At 49.3% G+C, this 25,274-nt stretch carries 18 protein-coding genes; 15 read left to right on the top strand and 3 right to left on the bottom strand.

All coding sequences use genetic code 11. From position 1 onward, the window contains the following. Window positions 1-309 precede the first annotated feature (309 nt). From ACFGVR_RS15435 to ACFGVR_RS15465, 7 genes are read left to right on the top strand one after another with little or no spacing between them, the layout of a single operon-like run. The gene (locus tag ACFGVR_RS15435; protein ID WP_448698211.1) at window positions 310-1,263 is read left to right on the top strand and encodes a hypothetical protein; all 954 of its coding nucleotides are present in this window, start codon (window positions 310-312) and stop codon (window positions 1,261-1,263) included. Between the two features lie 5 nt (window positions 1,264-1,268). Then, entirely contained in the window at window positions 1,269-1,772 is a 504-nt protein-coding gene (locus ACFGVR_RS15440) for a hypothetical protein (RefSeq protein WP_448698212.1), read from the top strand. After that, window positions 1,769-2,338 carry a toxin-antitoxin system YwqK family antitoxin gene (locus ACFGVR_RS15445; RefSeq protein ID WP_448698213.1) on the top strand — a complete coding sequence of 190 codons (570 nt, stop codon included), beginning with the start codon at window positions 1,769-1,771 and terminating at the stop codon, window positions 2,336-2,338. Before ACFGVR_RS15440 ends, ACFGVR_RS15445 begins: the two co-directional genes overlap by 4 nt. Before the next feature lie 28 nt (window positions 2,339-2,366). Next, complete coding sequence (locus ACFGVR_RS15450) at window positions 2,367-3,623, top strand: hypothetical protein (protein WP_448698214.1); 1,257 nt, start codon at window positions 2,367-2,369, stop codon at window positions 3,621-3,623. After that, window positions 3,611-3,976 (top strand): hypothetical protein, encoded by a 366-nt coding sequence (locus ACFGVR_RS15455; RefSeq protein WP_448698215.1) that lies wholly within the window; start codon window positions 3,611-3,613, stop codon window positions 3,974-3,976. The genes ACFGVR_RS15450 and ACFGVR_RS15455 overlap by 13 nt, the downstream gene beginning before the upstream one ends. A 28-nt stretch (window positions 3,977-4,004) precedes the next feature. After that, complete coding sequence (locus ACFGVR_RS15460; protein WP_448698216.1) at window positions 4,005-4,487, top strand: hypothetical protein; 483 nt, start codon at window positions 4,005-4,007, stop codon at window positions 4,485-4,487. After that, the gene (locus ACFGVR_RS15465; RefSeq protein WP_448698217.1) at window positions 4,474-5,619 is read left to right on the top strand and encodes a type II secretion system F family protein; all 1,146 of its coding nucleotides are present in this window, start codon (window positions 4,474-4,476) and stop codon (window positions 5,617-5,619) included. The genes ACFGVR_RS15460 and ACFGVR_RS15465 overlap by 14 nt, the downstream gene beginning before the upstream one ends. Before the next feature lie 1,325 nt (window positions 5,620-6,944). Here the strand turns inward: ACFGVR_RS15465 and ACFGVR_RS15470 are convergent. From ACFGVR_RS15470 to ACFGVR_RS15480, 3 genes are all read right to left on the bottom strand, one after another. Beyond that, a complete protein-coding gene (locus tag ACFGVR_RS15470) occupies window positions 6,945-10,424 on the bottom strand; it encodes a DUF6443 domain-containing protein (RefSeq protein WP_448698218.1) in 3,480 nt (1,159 codons plus the stop codon). Between the two features lie 28 nt (window positions 10,425-10,452). Beyond that, window positions 10,453-13,950, bottom strand: a complete 3,498-nt coding sequence (locus ACFGVR_RS15475) for a hypothetical protein (protein WP_448698219.1) — start codon at window positions 13,948-13,950, stop codon at window positions 10,453-10,455. Window positions 13,951-14,109: 159 nt separating this feature from the next. Beyond that, window positions 14,110-15,369 carry a hypothetical protein gene (locus ACFGVR_RS15480; RefSeq protein ID WP_448698220.1) on the bottom strand — a complete coding sequence of 420 codons (1,260 nt, stop codon included), beginning with the start codon at window positions 15,367-15,369 and terminating at the stop codon, window positions 14,110-14,112. Window positions 15,370-15,673: 304 nt separating this feature from the next. Here ACFGVR_RS15480 and ACFGVR_RS15485 point away from each other — a divergent pair, with 304 nt between their 5' ends. From ACFGVR_RS15485 to ACFGVR_RS15520, 8 genes are all read left to right on the top strand, one after another. After that, window positions 15,674-16,162, top strand: a complete 489-nt coding sequence (locus tag ACFGVR_RS15485; RefSeq protein ID WP_448698221.1) for a MarR family winged helix-turn-helix transcriptional regulator — start codon at window positions 15,674-15,676, stop codon at window positions 16,160-16,162. Continuing rightward, entirely contained in the window at window positions 16,155-17,672 is a 1,518-nt protein-coding gene (gene hutH / locus ACFGVR_RS15490; protein ID WP_448698222.1) for a histidine ammonia-lyase, read from the top strand. Before ACFGVR_RS15485 ends, hutH begins: the two co-directional genes overlap by 8 nt. Then, a complete protein-coding gene (hutU, locus tag ACFGVR_RS15495; protein ID WP_448698223.1) occupies window positions 17,650-19,323 on the top strand; it encodes a urocanate hydratase in 1,674 nt (557 codons plus the stop codon). Before hutH ends, hutU begins: the two co-directional genes overlap by 23 nt. A 238-nt stretch (window positions 19,324-19,561) precedes the next feature. Further along, on the top strand, window positions 19,562-20,779 hold the full coding sequence (gene hutI / locus ACFGVR_RS15500; RefSeq protein ID WP_448698224.1) for an imidazolonepropionase: 1,218 nt from the start codon (window positions 19,562-19,564) through the stop codon (window positions 20,777-20,779). Then, on the top strand, window positions 20,755-21,711 hold the full coding sequence (gene hutG, locus ACFGVR_RS15505; protein ID WP_448698225.1) for a formimidoylglutamase: 957 nt from the start codon (window positions 20,755-20,757) through the stop codon (window positions 21,709-21,711). The genes hutI and hutG overlap by 25 nt, the downstream gene beginning before the upstream one ends. A gap of 82 nt (window positions 21,712-21,793) precedes the next feature. Continuing rightward, a complete protein-coding gene (locus ACFGVR_RS15510) occupies window positions 21,794-22,750 on the top strand; it encodes an NAD-dependent epimerase/dehydratase family protein (protein ID WP_448698226.1) in 957 nt (318 codons plus the stop codon). Between the two features lie 109 nt (window positions 22,751-22,859). After that, window positions 22,860-24,053: a glycine C-acetyltransferase gene (kbl, locus tag ACFGVR_RS15515; RefSeq protein ID WP_448698227.1), complete on the top strand. Its 1,194-nt coding sequence runs from the start codon at window positions 22,860-22,862 to the stop codon at window positions 24,051-24,053. Continuing rightward, window positions 24,046-25,077 carry a PLP-dependent cysteine synthase family protein gene (locus ACFGVR_RS15520; RefSeq protein WP_448698228.1) on the top strand — a complete coding sequence of 344 codons (1,032 nt, stop codon included), beginning with the start codon at window positions 24,046-24,048 and terminating at the stop codon, window positions 25,075-25,077. The genes kbl and ACFGVR_RS15520 overlap by 8 nt, the downstream gene beginning before the upstream one ends. The last annotated feature ends 197 nt before the right edge of the window (window positions 25,078-25,274 follow it).

Below are 25,274 nucleotides of genomic sequence, written 5' to 3' on the forward strand. Positions count from 1 at the left end.
AAAGCACAATCCTAATCGTTATCGTAGCTATGGGGACTTAATATTATTATCAGGAGGTATGCCTATTGGTCGTATTAAGACATCGTAATTCATGCAAATCGACAGGCGTAATCAGCCAAAGTCGCAGGAATAATGCTTATAAAAAGATGAGGTTATTGTCGATTTGCACCGTTCGCAATAAGCTTGTGTGAATCAAAACAAGACCTATACCAATGAGGACTCAGCACCTGCAATATGGCCTATCGCTGTATAACTTGAGAAAACTTCCGCATCTGCTTTTTTTGACGTATTTTTGCATTTTTAAATGCGATGAAATACCATAAGAAGTATTGCTGGGTAATTGCTTTTTCGGCCGTTTTATTTTCGGCGTGCAGCGAGTTTATAGAACCCTCAATCAACAGCAGCAAAGTTTACCTGGAGGCTCCGGGGAATAATTACCCAAGCACCAGTTACACCATGAACTTTTGGTGGGACCAGGTGGACAATGCACTTTCGTACAGATTGCAGATCGTATCACCCCGTTTTGATTCGGTCGCCTATTTGGTAACCGATACGCTGATCAAAAAGAACACTTTCGTATTGACCATGAACCCCGGGAAATACCAATGGCGGGTACGGGCTGAAAACGGCAGCAGCCAGTCGCCTTATGCGGAGAGCAGATCGTTTACGGTGCTGTATTCCTCGATCAAACAACAAAGTGTATTGCTGTCGTCCCCTGCAAACGGATTGATCACCAATCAAAGCCCGGTAACGCTGCAATGGACAAGCGTGTATGGGGCCACCAAATATCAATTGGAGATCGATACCAATAATTTCGTGAATGAAAGCGCGGTATTGCTCAACCAGGTTTATCCCGGTTTACAGGTCAACTATACTTTCCCCAAAGACCAGACCTACCAGTGGCGGGTCCGGGCGCAGAACGATACGGCACAAGCCAAATGGTCGGCCATCAATACCATCAGCTATAACCGCACACCTCCGGGCATGGTGACGCTGATCGCCCCCATTAATAAACAAACGGTCGGCTCACCGGTATCTTTACAATGGAACAGTACCAGTAAAGCCGTTAAGTATAAGGTATATGTGCTCAAAAGCGATTCGACGACCTTATACAATGCGGGTTTTCCGGCGGTAACCACCGCCACCAATTATAGTTTTAACTTGGGCGCGACAGGCGAGCATGTGTACTGGAAGGTCACGGCGATTGATGCCGCAGGTAATGAAGGCCTGCCGAGTGTGTTACGAAGCTTTATTCTTCAATAAAACAGATGAAGCATAAAGGAATGACATCCATTTTAGTGATCGCTGTCATCGCGGTATGGGGACTGATCATCTACCGGGTCCTGCAATCAGCAGGTGGTGATGACGCGCAGCCTTTTCAAACGACCCCGAACATCAAAAAAGAAGTATTTAACGATTATGCGATGCCTCAGGACACGACACATCTTTTATTGAATTATCGGGATCCGTTTAGCCCGAAAAAGACCGATACTGCGGCAAGGCCCTTCAACAGGGTATCCGTTCCGGTCAAAAGCAGTTTAGTCCCGGCCAAACCGTTGGTGAACTGGAGCTTTATCACCTATACGGGTTATCTGGGTAAACCGGGTTCCAAAAGGATCATGACCATGATGAGCGTTAACGGCAGGGAAGTGATGATGGCTGAAGGGGAAATAACAGAACAGGTCAAGCTGCTCAAAAACATGAAAGATTCGGTAAAGATTCTGTACCAGGGAAAAACCAAGTTTATCACCATGAATAGCAAAAACCAATGAAGAACCGATTGATCATCACCTTATGTTGCCTATCCGCTTATGCGGGCGCGCAACAATTGCCGGACATGGGGATCTACAAAGTGCGCGTCAATGAACCCGACCGGAATGTACAGGCCGAGATCAAACCGGTCGGTTCAGGACCGGAACTGGAGACCGATCGGTCTTATTATTGGTACAGTGCCGGTAAGATCAAGATAACCCAGGGCGGGTTCAGCGGCAAATTGCTGAACGGTCAGTATAGTTCATTTTATTTAAACCAGAACTTAAGGGAGCAGGGCCTTTTTAAAAAAGGATTGAAAGACGCTGTCTGGAAAAGCTGGAGCGAAAACGGCACGCTGCTCCAGACCGTCACCTGGAAAAACGGATCAAAGGAAGGTGAGTTTGAATTGTTTGATGAAAAAGGCAAATTAAAGCAAAAAGCCACCTATCATCATAACCAGCTTGACGGCAAGCAGTTTAACTATGATGGACCGGATTCCGTGCGGGTTGTCAACTATCGTGACGGAAAGTTAGTCTCTACCAAAACAAGCTTTTTCAGAAAGATCAATATCTTCAAAAAGAAATAGCGCAGTATCAAGCTTAATCAATCATGGAATGCTCAAAGCTTCTGCACTATACCTGGTTATTGTTATCGCTTTAGTGATCGGGGTGCTTTGTTCAGCCCTGATCGTATCAGCCTATTTTTATAAGCAGCAATACCAGCAAAAATTCCGTTATGACCGGCTGGAACGGAACTTAACTTCAGGCATCAATATTTTACTGGGATCCGGGGAGCAGGCCTACCGGGATGAAAAAGTGCTCAGTTTGTTTGGCACGGATGATGATTCGGTGAGGCTAAAGCGAATTCCCTGGGGCGTCTATGACGTCGGCTTATCCCGCGCTTTTATCCAAAAAGACACGCTATGTCAAGCGTTCGCCATAGGCGCTGCGATCGATTCGTCCAAATGGGCCGCCCTGTACCTGATCGATGAAGACAGGCCGCTGTCCGTCAGCGGAAAAACTATGATCCGCGGAGATGCTTTTGTCCCTAAAGCCGGCGTAAAAGAAGCTTATGTGGATGGACAGGCCTACCAGGGTGACAGACGGCTCGTGATCGGCACCAAACACCACAGCGAAAAAGTATTACCTGCCTTACAAGCCGATAGATTAGCGCTGCTGCGGGCCCTTGGCACTTCGTCAAGGCGGAACGATACGATCCTGCCCCGCGCCGATTCGGTCAACGTTTCTTTTTTTGACCCGGTTAAAGTCATCAACCTGGGAAAACGGGTCACCACCTTGCGTAACCGGAAACTGACAGGGAACCTGATCCTTTTATCGGACACGACCGTGATCATTGAAAATACGGCCAGGCTGGAAAATATCCTGATCTTCGCCAGGTCCATTGTCGTCAAAGAGGATTTTCACGGAAATTGCCAGCTATTTGCGACGGATTCAATCGCTGTAGGTAAACAATGTGACTTGAGGTATCCTTCTTGCCTGGGAATCATCCGTGATCACCATGACCAGCGCACACAGGCCGGGATCAGGATTGGCGGGAACAGTGCGGTAAACGGTGTTTTATTTACCTATGAAAAAGAAAAAAGCCAGTTACAAACACTGATTGAGATCGCTGACCAGGTCAAGATTAATGGACAGATTTATGTGATGGGCTTGTTGAAATTTAACAAAGGCGGGGAAATTAACGGGAGTGTTTTTGCGAACAGGTTCTTATATCGATCGACTTACACCACTTATGAAAACTACCTGATCAATATCAAACTGGATGCGACGGGACTGTCACCTTATTATTTAACAAGTCCGCTCTTTCCGGTATCGGCAAAAAAACAAAAAGTATTGCAATGGCTGGAATAGAATGGATACCCAACACGAAGGTCAAAGCTTCGGGGATACTGGAAGTGGTGATAGCCATGGTGGTCATTGTTGCCGTTTTTATCATGGCCATGATGATTTTTGCCAATGTACAGCGGTTGTCATTAACCACGAAAACGATCAAGGCTCAAGGGGTGTTAAAGGAGATCTTATGCAAAGCCAGGCAAGATCTCCGGGTCGCAAAAGAGCGTTATACCCTTGATGACTTTAACATTGAGCAGGGCATAAGCCCCTATGGCGACACGGGCAATTTATATCAGATCACCCTGGCGGCGTATGATACCAACCAGGAAAAAGTGGCCGAAATCAAAGAAATCGTGTATGAGGTTCCCTAGCAGCCACCAAGTCAAAGCATTTACCATTTTGGAAGTGACGATCACGATGCTGATCGCGGCTATCGTCATCGGCATCACTTACACGGCCTATACGATCGTCAGTCAATCGTTTATTCATTTTAAAGGAAAAAATGAAGGCCTGGCGCTTTTAGCCAATGTGGATCATTTGCTTCAGCGTGATTTTGCACGGGCTGAACTGATCGTAGCGGATGATTCAGGAATCACGATGCAGGGCGATCACCAAGCTCCGGTCCATTATGAAATGGCCGCGGCTTACCTGGTCAGAAAATCGCTTACCACCGATACCTTTAAAGTCGCCATTAGCGGGGTCAAAATGTTCTTCGAAAACCAAAACAAAGACTTCCGGCCGGGCTTTGCGGGTATCGAGGAAAACAGGATAGATGAACTATCTTTGATCCTCACTTATCAAGACGAGATGATCCCGTTCCATTATACCAAAACCTATAGTTCCGCAAACCTGATTCAAAGAAATCCGCATGCCCTCAATTGATATCAGCCGATACGAAAAAAAGAAGGCGGCGAAGCCTGCCAAAGGAACACCCGGAACTTCTTTGATGGATTTACTGAGTAAAGACATTTCTTTTGGCAGCCAGGAAATAAGCGATAAAAAGAAAGAAGCTTTATACCTGGAGCTAAGTTCTCTGTTACAGGCAGGTATCGACCTGAAAAGTAGCTTTGAGTTAATTATTGCAGACCAGGACAAAGAAAAAGACAAAGAACTGTTTACAACCATCCAACAGGCGATATTGGGGGGCATGACGTTTTCACAGGCGCTCGGACAAACCCATAAATTTTCGTTATACGAAGTCTTTAGTTTGCAGATCGGCGAAGAAACCGGCAAACTGATCGAGGTATTGCATGACCTGGCCAAATATTACACCAGTAAGATCAAGCAGCAACGCAAGATCGTTTCGGCATTAACCTACCCCTGCATTGTACTGAGCACCTCGCTGGGCGCGGTGTTCTTCATGCTGAAGTTCGTGGTGCCGATGTTTGGTGACGTGTTTAAGCGTTTTGGCGGAAAACTGCCCTGGATCACCGAAAAGATCATCGCTGTGTCCAAAGTTCTGGAAGATAATTTTAGCAAAGTCTTTGTCCTGCTTTTAATCATCGCGATGGCGCTGTTCAGTGTTCGTAAAACCGAGCAATACCGCAAGATGCTTTCGCTGGCGGTGTTACGCATCCCTGTGGTCGGCAACCTGGTGCAAAAGATCTACCTGGCTCGTTTTTGTAATTCCATGCGGTTGTTGATCAATGCCAAATTGCCCATTTTGCGGGCTATAGCCCTGATCCGTCAGATGATCCGTTATTATCCGATCGATTCTTCCTTAGCTGTGATTGAAAACGATATCCTCCAGGGTAAAACACTCTACCAAAGCCTGCAGCAATTTAAAGTATACCCCGCTAAAATGGTGCAATTGGTTAAAGTCGGGGAAGAAACTAACCAACTTGATTATTTTTTTGGAATTATCTCCGAACAATACGTCGATGAAGTGGAATATAAAACATCCACATTAAGTAGTGTAATGGAGCCGCTCATTATCATCTTTTTGGGATTGATCGTGGGAGTTATTTTAATCTCTATGTATCTGCCATTGTTTCAGATGAGCAATAGTTTTTAGATCAACAAAACTACAATGAACCCTATTGTGGCGAATCCACATAGATAAACTACGGATGCTGATCATCTGCATATGTAACGTTGCTTCAATTTATCTTCGATAAAGATAAATTCAGCCGTACAATAGTCAACACTGTCTACAATAGACCCTTGTCGTTACATATCGAGTTAAAGTTCTAGCGTAGAATCTTACTGCCATATCGCTCACTTTCTTTGTTGGGTTTGCCAAACGTTTTTTTTGTAATAGCATCTGATTTGAAAGTTGTAATGATAACTTCTGCAATCTTCTTACTTATATATTGTTGACATCCCAATCTGTCAGATTGCCATTTTATTGACATAGCTGGATAAAACACATAAAAATGCCCCTATCCGGCCATATCAAAAAGGGTTCCCTTTGCCATTTGAAAGTGCCCCTTAAAAGAGATTAAAGTAATGTATCGATAGGTTTCTGCGAACAAGGTTTGCTACCTACTTTAATATTACTGTGGATGAACTGTTGAACTTGAACAGTAAAGACGCCTCAAGCCAATCATAATTACTTCCTAATATCAGCAGCCTATCTAAAGAAGATCAATCTACCGTTTATAGGTTAATTGATTTATTACTATCTGAACACAAACTAAAACACCCCCCGGTTAAGGGGCTTGTTTTAGTTTGTGTTTACTTTTAGCTTCTATTAAGCTGCCAATTTAGTAACAACATGATTGGTACATGGCCTCCCTTTAGTTTGAACCACTGATCGTTCTAATGGTCTTTGAAAAAAAGATGATTATAATACTGGCAACGAACGTTAGAAGATCGGACAAAAATTGGTAGAAATTTTGGTCATCAAAAATGCGCTTATCTTGATCAAGCAAAGCCCCTAACATCTTCAGCGCACTCCCGGTCGTCAAAAAGATAATTGTCCAAATCAGTATCACTATCTTGGAATATCTATTTTTAGTTACTATAAAAACCAATACTACAGACTGAATTGCTACTGGAATTAGTCCGTAAATATTGCCCCATTTAAATGTTACATATATATTATAAATCAACAGTGCCAAAATATACGTTATTAGCAACACAAAAAACGGTCTATTTGTAAACACAACTTTTCGCATGAAGATAAATTTAAGAGTTAAACCATTGATAGATAAGAAATAATCCAAATATTAGAAAGCCTACACAAGCGCCCAATAATTTAACATTAGCTACGCTGAATTTGTTACTTTCTCTTTTCGTCAGAAAGGTCGATAAAATAATACTTAAAAGCACACATCCAATCCCTTCGATCAATTTCGTTGACATAACTTTTCAATTAAAGCATAAAAACATCCATCATTAACTACCTTTATTCCTCTCTTCATCATTTTCCTTGGCCTTTTCGTCAGCTTTGTCTTTGAGTTTATCTACTGCTTTTTCGGTAACCTTCTCTAAAGCTTTTTTCTGTTTTTCAGTAATCACTTTTTTATCTACGCCCGTTTCAAATAATTTATCAAATCCCGCATTTAAGGCCTGAAAACCAAAAGTAACAAAAGCTTGACTATACTCGCCGTCATATAACTGGTTTAACCCAGTTCCGAAGGTGCCCGCTGTGGATACGGCAGAGCCAATTGGAAGTAATACAGTCGAAACTTCGGGGGCAACTGGCTCAGCAGCTTTCCCAGCTTTTGTTAGTAAATCCCCTGTATTACTCAGTGCCTTGGGAATACCTTTTCTGGTAGCTTTCATGGCACCTCTGACAGCAGTGTTTGCGTCCCTTGCTGTGGCTAGAGCCTTGTTTATTTTGCTAGTACGACTGTCTAAAGAAGGCATATTTCCTGAATCGTCTTGACTACTTGTTGAATTTCCTGTAGCCAATCTTACAACTGCATCCAACGCTTTTTTCCACCATGGATCTTCTGTTTGCATTCCATCGGGATCAATCTTTATGATAGGATTATCATCCCCATAAACATAAGGGCTATACCTTCGCATCTTCTCCGCGAGCGGATCGACACTCGTCCATCTTCCAATCACTGGATCATACAGCCTCGCGCCGTAATCATAGAGTCCAAGCTCAACCTGTAACTCCTTCTTATTGTAAAGATAGTCATTTTTCGAACTTGGCACAGTTGAAGCGATATCCATTCCAAAGGGCAGGTAATCGTCGGCCTGCTTAGGTGCACTTGCACCCGTGCTGCTGTCGAACGTCCTGCGGGTGTTGCCCAGATGGTCGGACAGGGAGTATTCGTAGTTGATTGTTCCTGTCAGGTTCAACGCCCGGCCTTCCTCGGTTTGTACAAAATCAATCGCGCCCTTGTTGTACTGAATGCCGCCGATGTAATCGGTGGTTGAGCCTGTACCGAGCGTGCTCACTTTTCGCAGTTTGGTGCCCGCCGCGTCATAGGTGTAGGTCACCGTGCCGCCCGAAAGAGTGTAGGTTTTTGGCAGGTTAAGCAGGTTGTAGGTTATGTTGGTCACGCCCTTGCTGTCGTCAGCAGTCATGTTGCCATTGACATCGTAACTATAATTGTGCGAACCATGCTTATACCCCGCGTCGCTGCTGGTGCTGTCGGTCACGCTTTGTAATTGGTTACCAGTATAATTGTACTTTAGTCCGTCCACCTTGGTGTTGCCTAAATAGCGCTCCATGCCCTGAATATTACCCATCACATCGTAAGTGATGCTTTTCTCGTCATTCCCGGTGCCATCACCCTTGCGCAGGCGGTTCAGCGCGTCATAGGTGTAGGTGTAAGTGTTTGTTAAGCTGCCCGTTCCCCACAGCTGATTAGCAATGTTGCCGTTGTACTGCGCGAAAGTACCGTCATTGTACTTGAGCTGCATCGAGAATAACGGTGCGCTGCTGGTCGACAGCCAACCCCGCTCGTTATACGAATAATCTATTTTTTGCAAAAAGGTTGTCCCGTCATCTGCGCTATGCAGATGTTTGGCCTTCAGCTGTCCGATCTCGTTGTAGTCCTCCTGGCTGATGATGGTACTTATTCCTCCGTTGATCCGCTCCTTGGTTTGTAGCTTCCGACCCATATGGTCGTACACATAGGTGTTCTCTACGGTCAGCGCCGGAGTGCTTGTGCTTGCCGTGGTGTAGTGCTTGCGCTGCGTTCCGGTCACCGCATTGGTGAAGTCGTACCCGCTGGTAATCACGTCGTAGTTGCCGGTATTGGCCATGCCGCCCAGGTAATGTTGCTTATACACTTCTACTGCCCGGCCCCGGTCGTCATAGTAGGTCACTGTCCACAGCATATCACTCGTGCCAAGCACGTTGGTCAAAGTTGCCGTAGGCAAGCTCTGCGTGCTTGCGGGGAATGACGTATGCTTGTCGTAAGTGCTTGGTAGGTTAGGGATGTTGTAATCATCATAATAATTAACCGTCAGTACCTGGTTCAGGCTGGTGGGATAAGTATTGTTTAAGGTGTAGCCATACGTTTGGGTATTATCCCTGTTTTCCCACTGGGCAGTCTGTGTGTTCACACTACCTTGCAAGGTAATCCTGTCATCGGTCGAGTTCCAGATCCCGCTGATGAGCGATCTGCCTAAAGCATCATATTTGGTGATGATCCATTGGTGATTATTCCTTTGGTTGCCGTCTTGGGTCGCTACCGGTTTATCCAGCATATTGTATACCGTGCATTCCCAGTCCTTGCCTGGTAATCTTTTTTGGGTCAAACGCATACGCTCGTCATACCGGTACTGGTAGCACCAGGTGTTCAGCGCTGTCTGGTCGATGTTGGTGTTGAAGTCGGGGTTTACGCCCGGCGGCAGCACGAACGCCAGCAGGTCCAGGTCGTCATATACATAATAGGTGCTTAATACTTCGACTTTGCGCGTAGCTGCATCGTAGTTATAGGTTCGTTTTAATACGATATGTCCGCTTTTATCGGTATAGGTTTCCGTCGTTCCGCCGTGGCCGGTTGTCCAGTTCTCGTCTTTGATGATCGATACCGTTAACTGCCCCACATCGTAGGTGGCGGTACTGCTGCTGGCACGATTTAGCGTTCTGGAACCGTCACCGTTAATGGTCGCTGTGTACCGTGCTGCCTGCCTACTGGTGGTCGAGTCACTGGCCCAGGTTACATAGTTGTTGGTCTGGTGATCCGTTACCACGGTTCGCCCCGCAGTGCCTGTACGGTTGGTTGACGGCTGCCAGGTATTGCCCGGCGCACCTTGTTCAAGTGGCCTGTTCAGGGGCGAGGGCTCGAAAACCGTTACCGAAAACGGACTGGCATTAGTCGTATAGCTTTGCCCGGTTTGCTGGTAGAAACCATATTGGGCGCTATTGCTGTAACCGCTTGTTCCTGTCAGGGCATCGGGCCGGTAGTTGCCGGCCGTTCCCGAGTTTGTAGTGTAGGACAGGAACTTCGTGCTTTCCCTGCCAAAGGCATCATACGCAAATGGCTGGATTACATCCTTTGTCGCGTCGGGGTTGCCCTTCACCTGCACGTTTTGCAGCGGTCTGCCCAAACCGTCAAAGTACTGGATACTCTGCATCACCTCGCAGGTGTTTTTTGAGGTCAGCGTGCTTGCATCGGTGAACGGCTGCCTCGGGGTCAACGTCTGCACGTAATTCTGATCAGCGTTTGGCGTACCCAGGCTGTTGCAGTTCACCAGTAGCGGCGTAATGTAGGCATGGAAGCCGGTCGCGCCGAGCGCCGAAAAGCCTGGGTTTAAAGCAATCTGTTGCGTGGCCGTATAGGTGCCGCTGGCATTGGCGCTGCCCAAATTGACATGGGTTTGCTGCGCGTCGGTTTGACCAACAATAAACAGCAAACTAACGGCAATAAGCAAGGCTTTGAATGATCTGTATAAGGGAAGCATCATGTCGAATGTTTTTTTTGCGTATTGCTGTTTATTGATTTTGATAGTGATAATCCGTATGCTTCAGGATATTGCCGTCCTTGTCTCTTACATTGATGAGCCGCTGGAAGCTGTCGTATTCGTAGTAGGTCGTCATCCCCCTGGCGTCGATAGAACTCGTCATGCCCACCAATGGCTGGTACGTATAGGTGGTTATTTGCGCATCAGCAGGGTAGATGCGCACGTCATCGTAGGCGCTGCCGCCCATCATGGCATAGCTGTTGGTCGTATAGTTATCCTGTTTATACTTCCAGGTGGTACCGTCTAAGTACCAGTAATCAATTAAGTACGCGCGGCTGTTGGGCCGAACCCAGACTATTTCGGCGTTGGTACCTAACTGGTTGCCGGTATGGGCTGTACCCGCGATGCCCCCACTGCCCGGTTCTTCATAATTCTGCGTGTAAAACTCTGTGTTAGACGCGTTTTTACACTCGGCGATAAGTAAGGTCTCCCCATATCCCCATTGATAGGAATTAGAGGGGCCATTTGCTTTCTTTTGTTGCAACAGCAAGTTAGAGTCGGTGTCATATTTCTCAATAATAACATCGGGCCTGTAATTGGTGCTCTTGGAAAAGGCAGTCGAGGAAATCATCACAGGCGAATAATTGAGCGGTTGAACGGCTGGAGTATTCTGATAAAAGATCGTGTCTATCAAAGGCTGGTCTGCTTTGTACGAGTTAAAGATAGCGGCTGTCAACCTTTTATCGCCGTTACCGGTCTGTTTCTCTGTGTATTGCTCAATAGGTGTGGTTACCATGTTTAGGTCCTGCAATTGCTTAATCGCTAAAGCCTTGGGCACTACCGCGTTATTCACGTTGTAATCAACAGAATACAGTGTGTGGGCTATTAATTTGTCACCGTTACTGGCTGAAGTGGTAGTAATAGAAGGCAATAAGTTTTTACTGTCATAAGTAAAGTCTTTTATATTTTCGATTACGTGGTTGTCATCTGTGTGATAACGCTCAGTAGTTCGCGCCAGGTGAACAAAATCTGCGTAAGTGGGGTGGTTCTCCCAACCGGGGGCGGCCTCGGAAATAAAAAGCATATCGTCGCCGGGTAACTCTAAAGGTAAATCTGTAGAAGCGGAAATAAATATCCCCCTGATACCATTAAAGGTTTTTTTATTTGCCCCTAATAATCCTGTATCATATTCATTGATAGTTTCTGACAGCAGTTTGAGTTGTCCATTTTGTTTTTTAAAAACCTTCTTCCCTAATTCTAATCCCCTAAGCCATTGATAGCTGATAGGCAAACTATTGGAATAAGATCCGTTATAGTTATCCGGGTGCTCGTCAAAATTGGTGTATTGATATTGAGTGTATCCATTCGTGTCATCCTCGCCGTTTAATTCTATCACAGTAGAATAACCGACCGCCTTTCCGTTCTCGCTTACTAAAGGATAATTAGAATTAGAATGCAGCTTGGTATAAACCGGGACCTCACCGATATTACCTTGATCGCTTTGAGAGAACATGACCTGGTCAACGTATGACGGGTTGAATTGGGTTTGCCCGCTACTGCGCGATGGGTAATTCTCCTGATGATATCGGTACGATTTTATCATGGCGACACTGGTCTCATCTTTATAATTAACGATTTTTTTTATGCGTAGCCCGCCTACGTAACGTGTTCCGCTGGTATCAGGGTCACACGTAGTCCAGCTCAGGTTAGCAGAAGCTGATTCATAACTGTCAGGAATCGGATTTTGAGTACAATCATAGATCAGTTTATAGTTTCCGTTCGGCAAAACAAAATTCAACGGCACGTCCAGCCTTCCCACATTTTTGCTACCTCCATATTGGAACAACATATCTCCCTGGTTAGTATCGGTATTGATATAACTGACTGTTAAAGCAAGCCCCCCGTTAAATGTGGAATGCAGCAAGTCTTCATCTAATCCGGACACTGTAAGTGTCATGGTCACTCCATTCGCCGGGTTTGGAGTACACAGGCTCGAAGAGGAGACTGTAAAAGGCACTTCTACATACCGGTTGTTTTGATCTGGTGCGCCTGCACCGATTTGATTCCCAGTTTGTAGAGGGGGTAAATTAGACGAAAAAGCTGTATTATTCTCAAATAAAAAGTCTGTATGCCCTCCTGTCGGATAAATTATCCGGGAAAGACTGCCCGCTAAAGCTACGCCTGGTACAATATTTCGGTTACCCCCGGGTACGATAATAAGGGGGTTAGTGGAAATAGTGTATGGCGGGTATAAATGTTGGTTTTGGAACTGCCCATTATAATAGCCCCAATGATCCTGTGCTTTAGAATAACGTGACGGCAGGTTACCACCGATATTATATTCAAAAATATAGGGTTTGCTTGGCAAGGTACTCCCCGCCGCAGGTTTTTCCTTGACACTTACCAATTTAAGCCGCTGAAAAACTGATTCTTCATGACTGTTGCAATTGGACGGCATAAAACCATTATCATAAAAATAATCATAATTCAGGTCCCAACTTTTTAGGAGCTTGTTGGTATTATCATAAATGCGCATGGAGGTTAGTGCAAAATCACCGGGCAAATCACAACGTGGTTTTTGATAATCAAACAAAACAGTGCTATTATTCCAGTTAATAATTTTGAGACGTTTCACATTATGATTAATATCCTGCTTAGGGTTAACCGTAACATCTTGATGCTGAGGGGCGTAGTAATAAGCCTCATAGCCGAGTGTCTCATATTGTAAAGTATAATCCTCATAACCAAAACTCATGCCTTGCTTCGTCACGGGATCATATATTTCCGATAAGTACCAGCTTGTGGTGACTTGAACAACAGTATTGGTAGCGCTTGATCTGTATGAGATTTCTGGAGCTGCAAAGGTATATTGTATGCCTTTCTCGTCGGTAATGACAAAAGAAGAATTTCCAGGACCGCCTGAAAATTCAATTTTTAGCTTTGAATATGGGACGGAATAAAATTTATGATCTTCCTGATGATACATAAACTTTCCAGCCATGTCGCCAAAATTAAAATAAAAGACATCTGGTTCTCCGTCTACCTTACCATCTATAATCTTTTTGAGATAGTTATAATTGTTTAAGGCTTGGTTCGGATCGGACATTTGTGCCAATAACCCGTCGACTTTTAAGTTTGCTGTTAAAAAGGTCTGATCCCCCAAATAATAGTTCTCATCCGGTAATCCCATCACAGTTCTGGTGATGACCCCACCTGCGTTCAATGACCATCCTAATCCTACAGATGAGGCTATTTCCTCAACTTTTATGCCTCCGGCATGATAGGATAACCTAAGCGGTATTTTTATTCTTCCCGCAGTCAATTCATAAAGGGGTATATTAATATTAGGAACGCCCGTGTAAAGACTAACAGGATATTCCCCATATTTTCCTAATGAGGCAGCATTAGGTGCGGGTTGGGTAAGTCGGTATAATTCTGGTTCAGTCAATCCTTGGCCATGAATCGTCCTGATAGAGCAGCAAGCAGCTACAATAAGCGGACAGCAATAAGACATTAATATTTTTTTCATATTTATTTTTAGCAGGATCGCTTGCTATTTTATGAGCGCGTCTGTTGATGCGGATTAATTTTTATTTTTAAAATAGCACATAGTACTACGACCGCTTGTAACTGCATACGCGAGCAAACGAACATTTAGTTCAATCCCAGATGGTTCAAAGATTTTCGATTAACGTCCTTTCTGTTTGAGTCGGGCCTCCACTTTGCGCAAACGCGCTTCCTGGGTCTTTAATTGTTCGTCCTTCTGTAAAAGATACAGCGTCAACTCCTCTAATTTTTTGGTTAGCAATTTGTTCATCTCACCCAAATTGATCCCGTCTTTTTCAACGACAGCTGCAGCCGGCATGTCCGGCAGGTGATGGTTCTGGTCGATATACGATTTCACCTGCGCAAGCGGCATGAGCTTGTAATCCTTTTTGAAAACATAGTCCGGAAACCCGCTGGTCTGAACATAGACTTGTTTAGCATATACTGCTCCATCAGTGTGCGAAATTTTGAGTGCAATATGGCCGGCGATGTCGGCGTCGAACAGCGTTTGGCCCGTAGCCCCGGTAGTTGGTACGGTTGCGAAATACATGTCCCCGAAGACCGAACTATAAATTACCCCGCCGCCATTATTGTTATTGTCACCGTTGGTTAGCCAACTGAAATTGGGCGCGGAGCCGACCCTTGAAGCGTTGAATCCCAAATAACTCGTACCCCAATTAAGTGCCTGTGAACCGCCCGCTTTACCAATAGACGCTTTACTAACGCCGTCCTCCACCTGAAAAAGGGAAAGGGGACTTTCTGTACCTACGCCTACATTGCCTGCATTGTCAATCACAAAATTGGGGGTGTTGTTGTTCACATTGTAAATCATGAACCGACCATCATCCACAGCGTTGACATCGATAGCCACGCCAAAAGTTTGCGTGTTGTTTCTGTTCGTCAGCTTTAAGGCTGTTGCTCCATATCCGCCATCTTCCTGCAGGTGCAATTTAGCAGAAGGAGTAATCAATCCAATGCCAATTTTATTACTGAATACTGCACTGCCGTCTTCTCTAAGCGTCAGCGCGTCAACGTAAGATGTCGAGGGGCCGTAGTCATGCGTCTGGAATATCAAGTTGCTACCGTAGTGGTCTGCAGGATGCGATTGCTGCACAATACGCGAAGAGTAATTGGGTACGTTGAACATCCCCATAAGAATCGCCTGGGTTGTGGGCACTCCGACCCCGTTATTTACAAGATTATGTAGTTGCAGGAGATTGACATTGTCGGTCGTAGTTAGCAGTCTTGTTATTCCAGAAACATCCAGGGGAAAGGCGGGGCCTCCCGTCCCAATACCAACATATCCGGTTGGATTAAGAACGTTCTGAGCAGAGGACTGGCTATACGCAGCCACGGCCATCGTGATGGCAAGGAAAAGTTTCTTCATTTTTTGATCGATCATTAATTTAAACAAAAGGATGTATTACAAAACCAATTGGTGTATCTGTTTTGGCTAGGTAATCGCCAAGGGCGGCAAAAATTGGGAATTAGGTTTTCATATCCAAATATTTCAGAACACATATTGAAACTATTTATTCACATTTCCGTGCCTGAATCGCCCGGCAAGGCCGCGCGATTGTGGATAAGTGGCTATGGCCTCGTCGCATCCTGGATCAGGCTCACCGCGTGAGCGGTTGTTTTCACCGGCCGGTCCCGAAAATCAAAAAGAGTTTGCAATTATATAAGTACTTATATAAATTAGCACAATGAATTTGTATCAGCGTTTAGGTTACCTGGTTTTAGGCAGCCGCCTGCGGCGATTGAGCGAGAGTTTTATTTCGGAGATCGTTCGAGCCTATCAGCAGCAGGGCATTGCCTTTGAGGCCGCTTGGTTCCCCGTCTTTTATTTGCTCTCGGAAAGAAAACAATTGTCCATCAAGGAACTGAGCGAGGAGACGGAAGTCTCCCACCCGGCGGCCAGTCAGCTCATCGCTACGCTCAAAAAGAAAGGCCTGGTGCGCGTAGCGACCAGTGTGCAGGACGGCCGAAAGCAACTGGTCGCCCTTAGTCCCGCGGGGGAAAAGCTCCTGGAGCAGATCAAGCCCGTTTGGGCAGCCATTGCTGCGGCTATGGCGCGGATGACCGCGGGCGAGGAAGATACGGCGCATTTATGGAACGCATTGACGGCCCTGGAAAAAACCTTTCAGGAATATACCTTATCCGAACTGATCACCAAGGAGTTGAACCATGACTAAAACATTTTTATACGGCACCGGGCATTTGACCGTAGGTATCTGCCTGGAGATCGCTTCCGGCAAGCGCAGGGGCGTTATCGGCCCCGAGGCCCAACAGCGGATCCGGCGTTCCCGCGCTGCGGTCGAAGAGATCGTTCACCACGAAAAGCCGGTGTACGGCATCAATACGGGTTTCGGCCCGCTTTGCGACACGCATATTTCGGAAGCCGATACCAGCCGCCTGCAAAGCAATATTTTGAAGAGCCACAGCGTAGGGGTGGGGCATCCCATCCCGGTCGAGATCGCCAAATTGATGCTGATCACCAAGGTGCATGCGCTGGCCCAGGGCTACTCCGGTATCCGGCTGGAAGTGCTCGAGCGGATCATCTGGCATGTCGATCAGGACATCATCCCGGTCGTTCCCGAAAAAGGTTCGGTCGGCGCTTCAGGTGACCTGGCGCCACTGTCGCATTTGTTTTTACCGCTGATCGGCCTGGGGGAAGTATGGCAAAATGGTGAGCGGAAACCGGCGGCTTTGGTTTGCCCGGAACCTTTGGAGCTTGGCCCTAAAGAAGGGCTGGCCCTGATCAACGGGACGCAGTTCATTTTGGCTTTTGCGGTCAAAGCAGTGAAACGCCTGCACCAGGCGCTGGAACGGGCCGACCTGATCGGCGCGATGTCCCTGGAAGGCCTGATGGGCTCCGCCAAACCTTTTGATCCGCGCCTCCACCAATTACGGCCCTTTGCCGGCAGCGTGCTGGTCGCCAAACACCTCCACGAATTACTGAATGACTCGGAAATCCTCAATTCGCACACCAATTGCGGGCGCGTCCAGGACCCGTATTCCCTCCGCTGTATGCCGCAGGTGCACGGCGCTTCGCGCAATGCCTGGCTGCATTTAAAAGAACTAACCGAAATTGAACTGAACTCGGTCACCGATAACCCCATTATTTTCGATGCGGAAGACACCATCAGCGGCGGCAATTTCCACGGGCAGCCTTTGGCCCTCCCTTTGGATTATGCGACCATCGCAGCGGCCGAATTGGGCAATATCGCCGACCGGCGCTGTTACCTGATGAGCGAAGGACGCTATGGCCTGCCTAAATTACTGGTGCCCGATGCCGGTTTGGATTCCGGGCTGATGATCCCGCAATATACCACCGCTGCATTGGTGACGGAAAACAAGACCTTGTGTTTCCCCGCCAGCGCGGACAGCGTGCCCACCTCGCTGGGGCAGGAAGATCACGTCTCCATGGGCAGCATTTCAGGGCGCAAGCTCCACCAGGTAATCGATAACCTGGAATATATACAAGCCATCGAATTATTATATGCGACACAAGCCTTGGATTTCCGCAGGCCGCTTCGGTCCACACCGGTCATCGAAGCCTGTCACGACCTCGTGCGCGAAAAAGTACCCTTTATCGATCATGACCGGGTCTTTGCGGATGATATCAACGCCATACACCAATTATTCACCAGCGCAGCTGCTGCCTTTCAACCCTTTGAAGATGACACCTTCGGAATTTATTAAACAATACGCCAATCACCCGCATTACCAGGCCCCCACGGGCAACACCCTGCACGCGAAAAGCTGGCAGACCGAAGCGCCTTTGCGTATGTTGCTCAACAACCTCAATGCGGAAGTAGCCGAAAACCCCGCCGAACTGGTGGTTTATGGTGGCATCGGGCAGGCGGCACGCAACCCGGAATCGCTGAAAAAAATCATTGAGATTTTATTGGAACTGGATGAAAACCACAGTTTGCTGGTGCAGTCCGGCAAACCCGTAGGCATTATCCGCTCACATCCCGAAGCGCCGCGGGTGCTGATCGCCAACAGCAATTTGGTGCCTGCCTGGGCAACGTGGGACCATTTTAATGAACTGAGGGCCAAAGGCCTGATGATGTACGGGCAGATGACCGCGGGCAGCTGGATCTATATCGGCACCCAGGGTATCCTGCAAGGAACCTATGAAACTTTTATGGAGGTAGGCCGCCAACATTTCGGCGGCGACCTCAGCGGAAAACTCATCGTCAGCGCCGGTCTCGGCGGGATGGGCGGCGCCCAGCCCCTGGCGGCAACCATGGCGGGTGCGGTGTTCCTGGGCGCGGATGTGGATGAAAGCCGGATCCGGAAACGTTTGGATACGAAATATATCGACCGGATGACCCACTCTTACGAAGAAGCGATCACCTGGATTAAAGGCGCTATCGAAAACCAGGAAGCGCTTTCTGTCGGCTTGGTCAGCGATGCAGGGGATTTACTGGAAAGATTGTTAAACGATCACCTGGTGCCGGATATTTTAACCGACCAAACCTCAGCACATGATCCGCTGAACGGCTATATGCCCAACGATCTAACAGTCGCCAGTGCGGCTGCCCTGCGGTCAATCGACCCCGAAACTTACAAAAAGCTGGCGTTCCGCAGCATGGCGCGCCATGTGCATTTGATGCTCGAATTGCAACAGCGCGGCGCGGTCACTTTTGATTACGGCAATAACCTCCGCGAGTTCGCCCGGCAGGGCGGCGAAGCACGGGCCTTTGATTTCCCCGGTTTTACCCCGGCCTATATCCGCCCGCTCTTCTGCGAAGGGAAAGGGCCTTTCCGCTGGGTAGCCTTATCCGGTGATCCCGAAGATATTTATACGACCGACCGGGCGCTGATGGCCGCTTTTCCCGAAAATACCGCGCTCATCAACTGGCTCCGGAAAGCGCAGGAAAAGATCGCTTTCCAGGGCCTGCCGGCACGCATTTGCTGGCTGGGCATGGGCGAACGCGAAAAAGCCGGGCTCCTTTTTAACGATTTGGTGAAAACCGGAAAAGTCAAAGGCCCCATCGTCATCGGCCGCGATCACCTGGACTGCGGCTCGGTCGCCTCGCCTAATCGGGAGACCGAAAGCATGCTGGATGGATCGGACGCCGTTTCGGACTGGCCTTTGCTTAATCTGATGGCCAATACCTCCGGCGGCGCGACCTGGGTCTCTTTCCACCACGGCGGGGGGGTAGGGATGGGCTATTCCCAGCATGCCGGCATGGTGGTACTGGCAGACGGCACGGAACGTGCCACAACCTGTCTGAAAAGAGTATTGTATAACGACCCGGCGATGGGTATATTTAGGCACCATGATGCAGGGTATGATAAAGCAGCTCATTGGGCAGAGAAATTTGGGTTGAACGCATATTGATTGAACTTGTGCATTTTTTGCACAAGCTAGCGCAGCTAATCAGTTATCAAGTAATCCCTGGCAACTGTTGCAAAAAATGCAACAATTGAATGAAAAAGACACCGTTCGGAAAATCCGAACAATAATATAAAATACACAGCAGGTGCAAATTAACTGTCAAGCGATCCTTGACAGTTAAGATTAAGCCGTTTGAAACCAATATGCAGATTTTGCATAATGCTATTGAAAAATGGAAAACATGAAACTCATCGGCCCCTTCTCGCAGATCCTGCCCCTATCCGGCTTGCCGCTTAAGGGCGCGATCCGGGACGAGCAGATGCCCGTTATTTCGAATGGAGGTGTACTGGTCGAAAACGGGCTGATCAAAGGGATCGGCGCTTTTGAAACATTGCGGAAAGGAGAGGTAGCTATCGAAGAGATCACCAGCACGCAGGTGCTGCTCCCGGGTTTTATCGACTGCCATACGCACCTTTGCTTTGTGGGAAACCGGGCCAAAGACTATGCCTTGCGAACCAGCGGCAGCAGCTACCAGGAGATCGCGAAAGCAGGCGGCGGCATTTGGGATACCGTGACGCAGACCCGGGCGGCGGAAGAAGCAACACTACTGAAGGGTTTACTGGACCGTGCCGGACGGCACTTGCGTAATGGCGTGACCACCATCGAGGTCAAAAGCGGCTATGGCCTAAGCGCGGAACAGGAGCTCAAGCAATTGCGGGTCATCCAGGCCGCGCAGGCTTTTACTCAGGCGGATCTCATCCCAACCTGCCTGGCCGCGCACCTGTTACCGAAAGATTTTAGCGGCACAGCCCCGGAATACCTCGAATATGTCCTCAAGGAGCTGTTACCAATAGTCCGATGGGAAGAATTGGCCGGCCGGGTTGATATTTTCGTGGAGGAGGGCGCATTTAATGTCGCCAATGCGCTCTATTACCTGACCGAAGCCCGCAAACAAGGTTTCGCTTTCTCAATTCATGCCGATCAGTTCAGCACCGGCGGCAGCGAGATCGCCGTCAAGCTCGGCGCCCTGTCCGCCGATCACCTGGAGGCCAGCACCGGAAAAGAAATTACCTTACTGGGCGGCTCGCATACGGTCGCCGTGGCCCTGCCCGGCGCTTCCTTAGGGTTAGGGATGCCTTACGCCCCCGCAAGAAAATTACTCGATGCCGGGACCTGCCTGGCAATTGCTTCCGACTGGAACCCCGGCTCGGCGCCGATGGGGGACCTGCTGGTACAGGCTGCCGTTATGGGCGCCGCGGAAAAATTAAGTACGGCCGAAACCTTTGCCGCGCTGACCTTCCGGGCCGCCAAAGCTTTAAACTTAACAGACCGGGGGACCTTAGAATCCAATCAGTTCGCCGATATGCAGGCTTATCCCTGCGGTGACTACCGGGAGATTTTATATTACCAAGGAACCTTAAAACTCAATACGGTATGGAAGAACGGAACAGCTATCTGAACCATTACCGGCCGCCACAGGCCTGGACCGGCCGGGACGATGGCCCGGAGACCGATGTGCAGCGCTGGCACCAGCGTGTGCAGTGCATCGATTTGTTCCGGCAAGAATCGCCTGTGACGCAAAATGGCGTCCTGATTCTGGGGTTTGCCTGCGATGAAGGGGTCCGCCGGAATGGTGGACGTACCGGCGCCAAAGAAGGCCCGGCGGCGATCCGCAGGGCCTGCGCTTCGTTGCCCGTACATTTTAGTGAGGAGATCGTGATGCTGGACGGGGGAGATATCGTTTGTAATAACGGCGATCTGGAGGCAGCCCAGGCGGCCTTATCGGCGCTGGTATTAACCGGCTTACGGGCCGGTTACCGCCCGCTGATTTTTGGCGGCGGCCATGAGGTCGCCTATGGACATTATACCGGCATCAAACAATTTGGTCCGGATAAAAGAATCGGGATCATCAACTTCGATGCTCACTTTGATCTTCGGGAGCCGGGGGAAACCGGTCCTTCTTCGGGTACGGGTTTTTGGCAGATCGCCAGCGAAAACCATCCCTTTCATTACCTGCCGGTCGGCATCCAGACCTACAGCAATACACAGCGCCTGTTCAGTCTGGCCGAAAGCTTAGGCGTTGCGCCTATCATGGCCGATCAGTTCTCCGCAGCCAGCGAAGCGCGTGTCCAGGAATTCATTGCCGGGGTCGACCAGGTGTACCTCAGTATCGACCTGGATGTCTTCGCGGCGGCCTACGCGCCCGGCGTCAGCGCGCCCACCGCGACCGGGCTCCTCCCGGATCCGCTTTTTTTTAAGCTCTACCGGTCCATCCTGCAAAGCGGCAAAGTCATCAGCATGGATATCGCTGAACTCAACCCCAGTCTCGACCGGGACGGCCAAACCGCCAGACTCGCGGCCGCCCTGGCGTTTGCCGGCCTCATAAAATAGCGCAGACTCCCCGGCATACGCTAAAAACGGGCGTTCTTCAAAGAAAAAAAACAGGCACGCTTTTCTTTCGCAGTTTTAAGGTATGGAAAAGATCTTGGTCACCGGGGCCTGCGGGCAATTGGGTACGGAACTGGTGCCGGCGCTGCGCATGCGGTACGGCAAGGAAAATGTGATCGCTTCCGACCGGTACCCCATGACGGAAGAACTGGTACGGAACGGTCCCTATGTGCGGGTTGACGTACTGAACCCCAGGACGCTGAACAGCCTCATGAAATACAGCGGTATCACCCAGGTGTATCATTTGGCGGCGGTACTTTCCGCCAATGGAGAACAGGACCCTCTCAATGCCTGGGACCTGAATATGCAGAGCCTGCTCAATGTACTGGAAGCCGCGCGCAAGCGCCGCAAGTGCCGGGTATTCTGGCCAAGCAGCATCGCGGTATTCGGACCCGCCTCACCCCGGGCCGCCTGCCCGCAGCAAACCATATTGGAACCTGCCAGTGTTTACGGGATCAGCAAAGCCGCCGGGGAGTTGTGGTGCCAGTACTACCATCAACGCTACGGCCTCGACGTCCGCAGCCTGCGTTATCCCGGCCTGATCAGCTATTCTGCCGCTCCGGGCGGCGGTACGACGGACTACGCGGTCGATATCTTTCACCAGGCCCTGGACTCGGCCCATTATACCTGCTTTTTAAAACCAGATACCTGCTTACCGATGTTGTATATGCCCGACGCGGTCAGGGCCACCCTTGAATTGATGGAAGCGGAAAATATCGGGGTGCGGACCAGTTATAATTTATGGGGGATGAGTTTTTCCCCCCGGCAGATCGCCGACGAGATCCGCAAGCATATCGGGGATTTCTCGGTGGGTTATGCGCCCGATTTCCGGCAACAGATCGCCGACAGCTGGCCCGCCAGCATCGACGACCGCCAGGCCCGCCGGGATTGGGGATGGAGCCCCAGATACGACCTGCCGGCCATGGTCAGCGATATGCTGACCCATTTAAAGGCACAACAGCAGCCGGAAATGGCGCACTAAGATACTCGATCGTTCTTTATCGTTTTTTTCATACCGTAAATGAATGTCAGTTGAATACAATGAAGCATAAAGACCTGCCGGGAGTCGGCAGGCCTTTAAAACCAACACGATGTACGGAACTTTAAAACCAAGATTACAACAGGAACTGGACGCTATGGAAGCGTCGGGCCTGTATAAACGCGAGCGGGTGATCCGCTCCCGGCAGGGCGCGGAGATCATCGTCGACGGCCGCGTCGTCCTCAATTTCTGCGCGAACAATTATTTAGGTTTATCCGCCCATCCCCACGTGATCGAAGCGGCGAAAAAGGCGATGGACATGCGCGGCTACGGCCTGTCCTCCGTCCGTTTTATCTGCGGGACGCAGGATATCCACTGGGCGCTGGAACGGCAATTATCGGCTTTCCTGGGCATGGAAGATACGATTCTTTATGCGGCCGCTTTCGACGCCAACGGCGGGGTTTTCGAACCCTTGTTTAATGAACAGGACGCCATCATTTCCGATGAGCTGAACCATGCTTCTATCATCGATGGCGTGCGGCTCTGCAAGGCACAGCGGATGCGTTACCCGCACAATGATCTAAACGAACTGGAGGCCATCCTGCACCGGGCGCAAAACGCCCGACACCGCATTATCGTCACCGACGGCGTCTTTTCCATGGACGGCACCATCGCGCAATTAGATCGCATTTGCGATTTAGCTGAACAATATGATGCTTTAGTCATGGTCGATGACAGTCATGCCACCGGCTTTATGGGCAAGACCGGGCGCGGGACGCATGAGTACAAAGAGGTGATGGGCCGCGTAGATATCATTACCGGCACGCTCGGTAAAGCTTTGGGTGGCGCTTCCGGCGGTTTTACCTCGGGTCGCAAAGAAATTATTGAACTGTTAAGACAGCGGTCGCGGCCCTATCTGTTCAGCAATACCCTGCCGCCCGGGATCGTCGGTGCCAGTTTAGCGGTCCTGGAAATGCTTGAAACCAGCAGCCAGTTACGGGACAAACTGGAAGCCAATACGGCTTATTTCCGGGCGCAGCTGCTGATGGCCGGTTTCGATATCAAACCAGGCACACACCCCATCGTACCGGTGATGCTCTACGACGCCAAGCTGGCGCAGGACTTCGCGGCGAAAATGCTGGAGGAAGGTATTTATGTGACCGGTTTTAGTTATCCTGTGGTGCCTCAGGGGCAGGCCCGTATCCGCGTCCAGTTATCTGCCGCGCATGAGACGGGGCATTTAGACAAAGCCATCGCGACCTTTACCAAGGTCGGACAGCAACTGGGGGTGCTGCAGTATGCTTAACACGCAGAAACCGGAATATCACCAAAAGACCACCAACCTCTGGAAGCTGGTCGGGAATACCCCGATGGTCGCCATCCGCTACCGTTACCAAGGCGGGCCGGAGCAGCAGGTGTTCGCCAAATGCGAGCATTTTAACCTCACGGGCAGCATCAAGGACCGGATGGCGCTGTATATCCTCGAAAAAGCCTATGAACAGGGCAGGATCTGTCCCAATGATACCATTGTGGAAGCTACCTCGGGTAATACCGGGATCTCCCTGGCCGCCATCGGCCGTGCTCTCGGCCACCGGGTCAAGATCCTGATGCCCGACTGGATGAGCCTGGAACGCTATGACCTGATCAAGAGCTATGGCGCGGAAGTGCAACTGGTGAGTAAGGATCAGGGCGGCTTTGTGGGAAGCATCCAAATGGCGGAAGCCATGGGTCATTATGATGGCGTGTTCCTGCCCCGGCAATTCGAGAACCCATATAATGTGGAGGCGCATGAACGGACCACCGGGCGGGAGATCGGTTATCATTTGCTGCTCAAAAAGATCCGGCCTGACGCTTTTGTAGCGGGTGTGGGCACCGGCGGCACGGTGATGGGCGTAGGCAAATACCTGAAGATGCTCTATCCGGATATCCATATCCACCCGCTGGAACCCGCCGAAAGCCCGACGCTCTCTACCGGCTACAAAGTGGGCAGCCACCGCATCCAGGGCATCAGCGACGAGTTCATCCCCGGGATCGTCAAACTCGACCAGCTCGACAGCGTGGTCCGGGTCAGCGACGGGGACGCCATCCTGATGGCGCAAAAGCTGGGCAGCGAACTGCAGTTAGGCGTGGGCATCTCCTCGGGCGCTAACCTGCTCGGCGCGATCAAGCTCCAGCAGGAATCAGGCAGCGGTAGCGTGGTGATCACGGTCTTTCCCGATAGTAACAAAAAATACCTCAGCACCGACCTCTTTAAAGCCGAACCGCCCCGCGCGCACCATCTCAGCGGGCTGGTCGAACTCACCGGGTACGAGGTGCTGGACAAGGAATAAAATAGGCAAAATCAACTATGGGCCTGAGTAACCCATAGCTTCCTGTGTTTGAGTAAGTAGATTAATGACAAGTCTCCGCGTTCTGGTAGGTCAGTGAACAGTGATGAGAAAAAGCGTCCGGCCCCGGAGCAGCCGCGCGCTTTTTAAATGAATTTTAGTTGAGTTAATCATAGTGAACAGGGCGGCGGTGCGTGCCG

This window comes from Mucilaginibacter aureus (assembly GCF_053514885.1).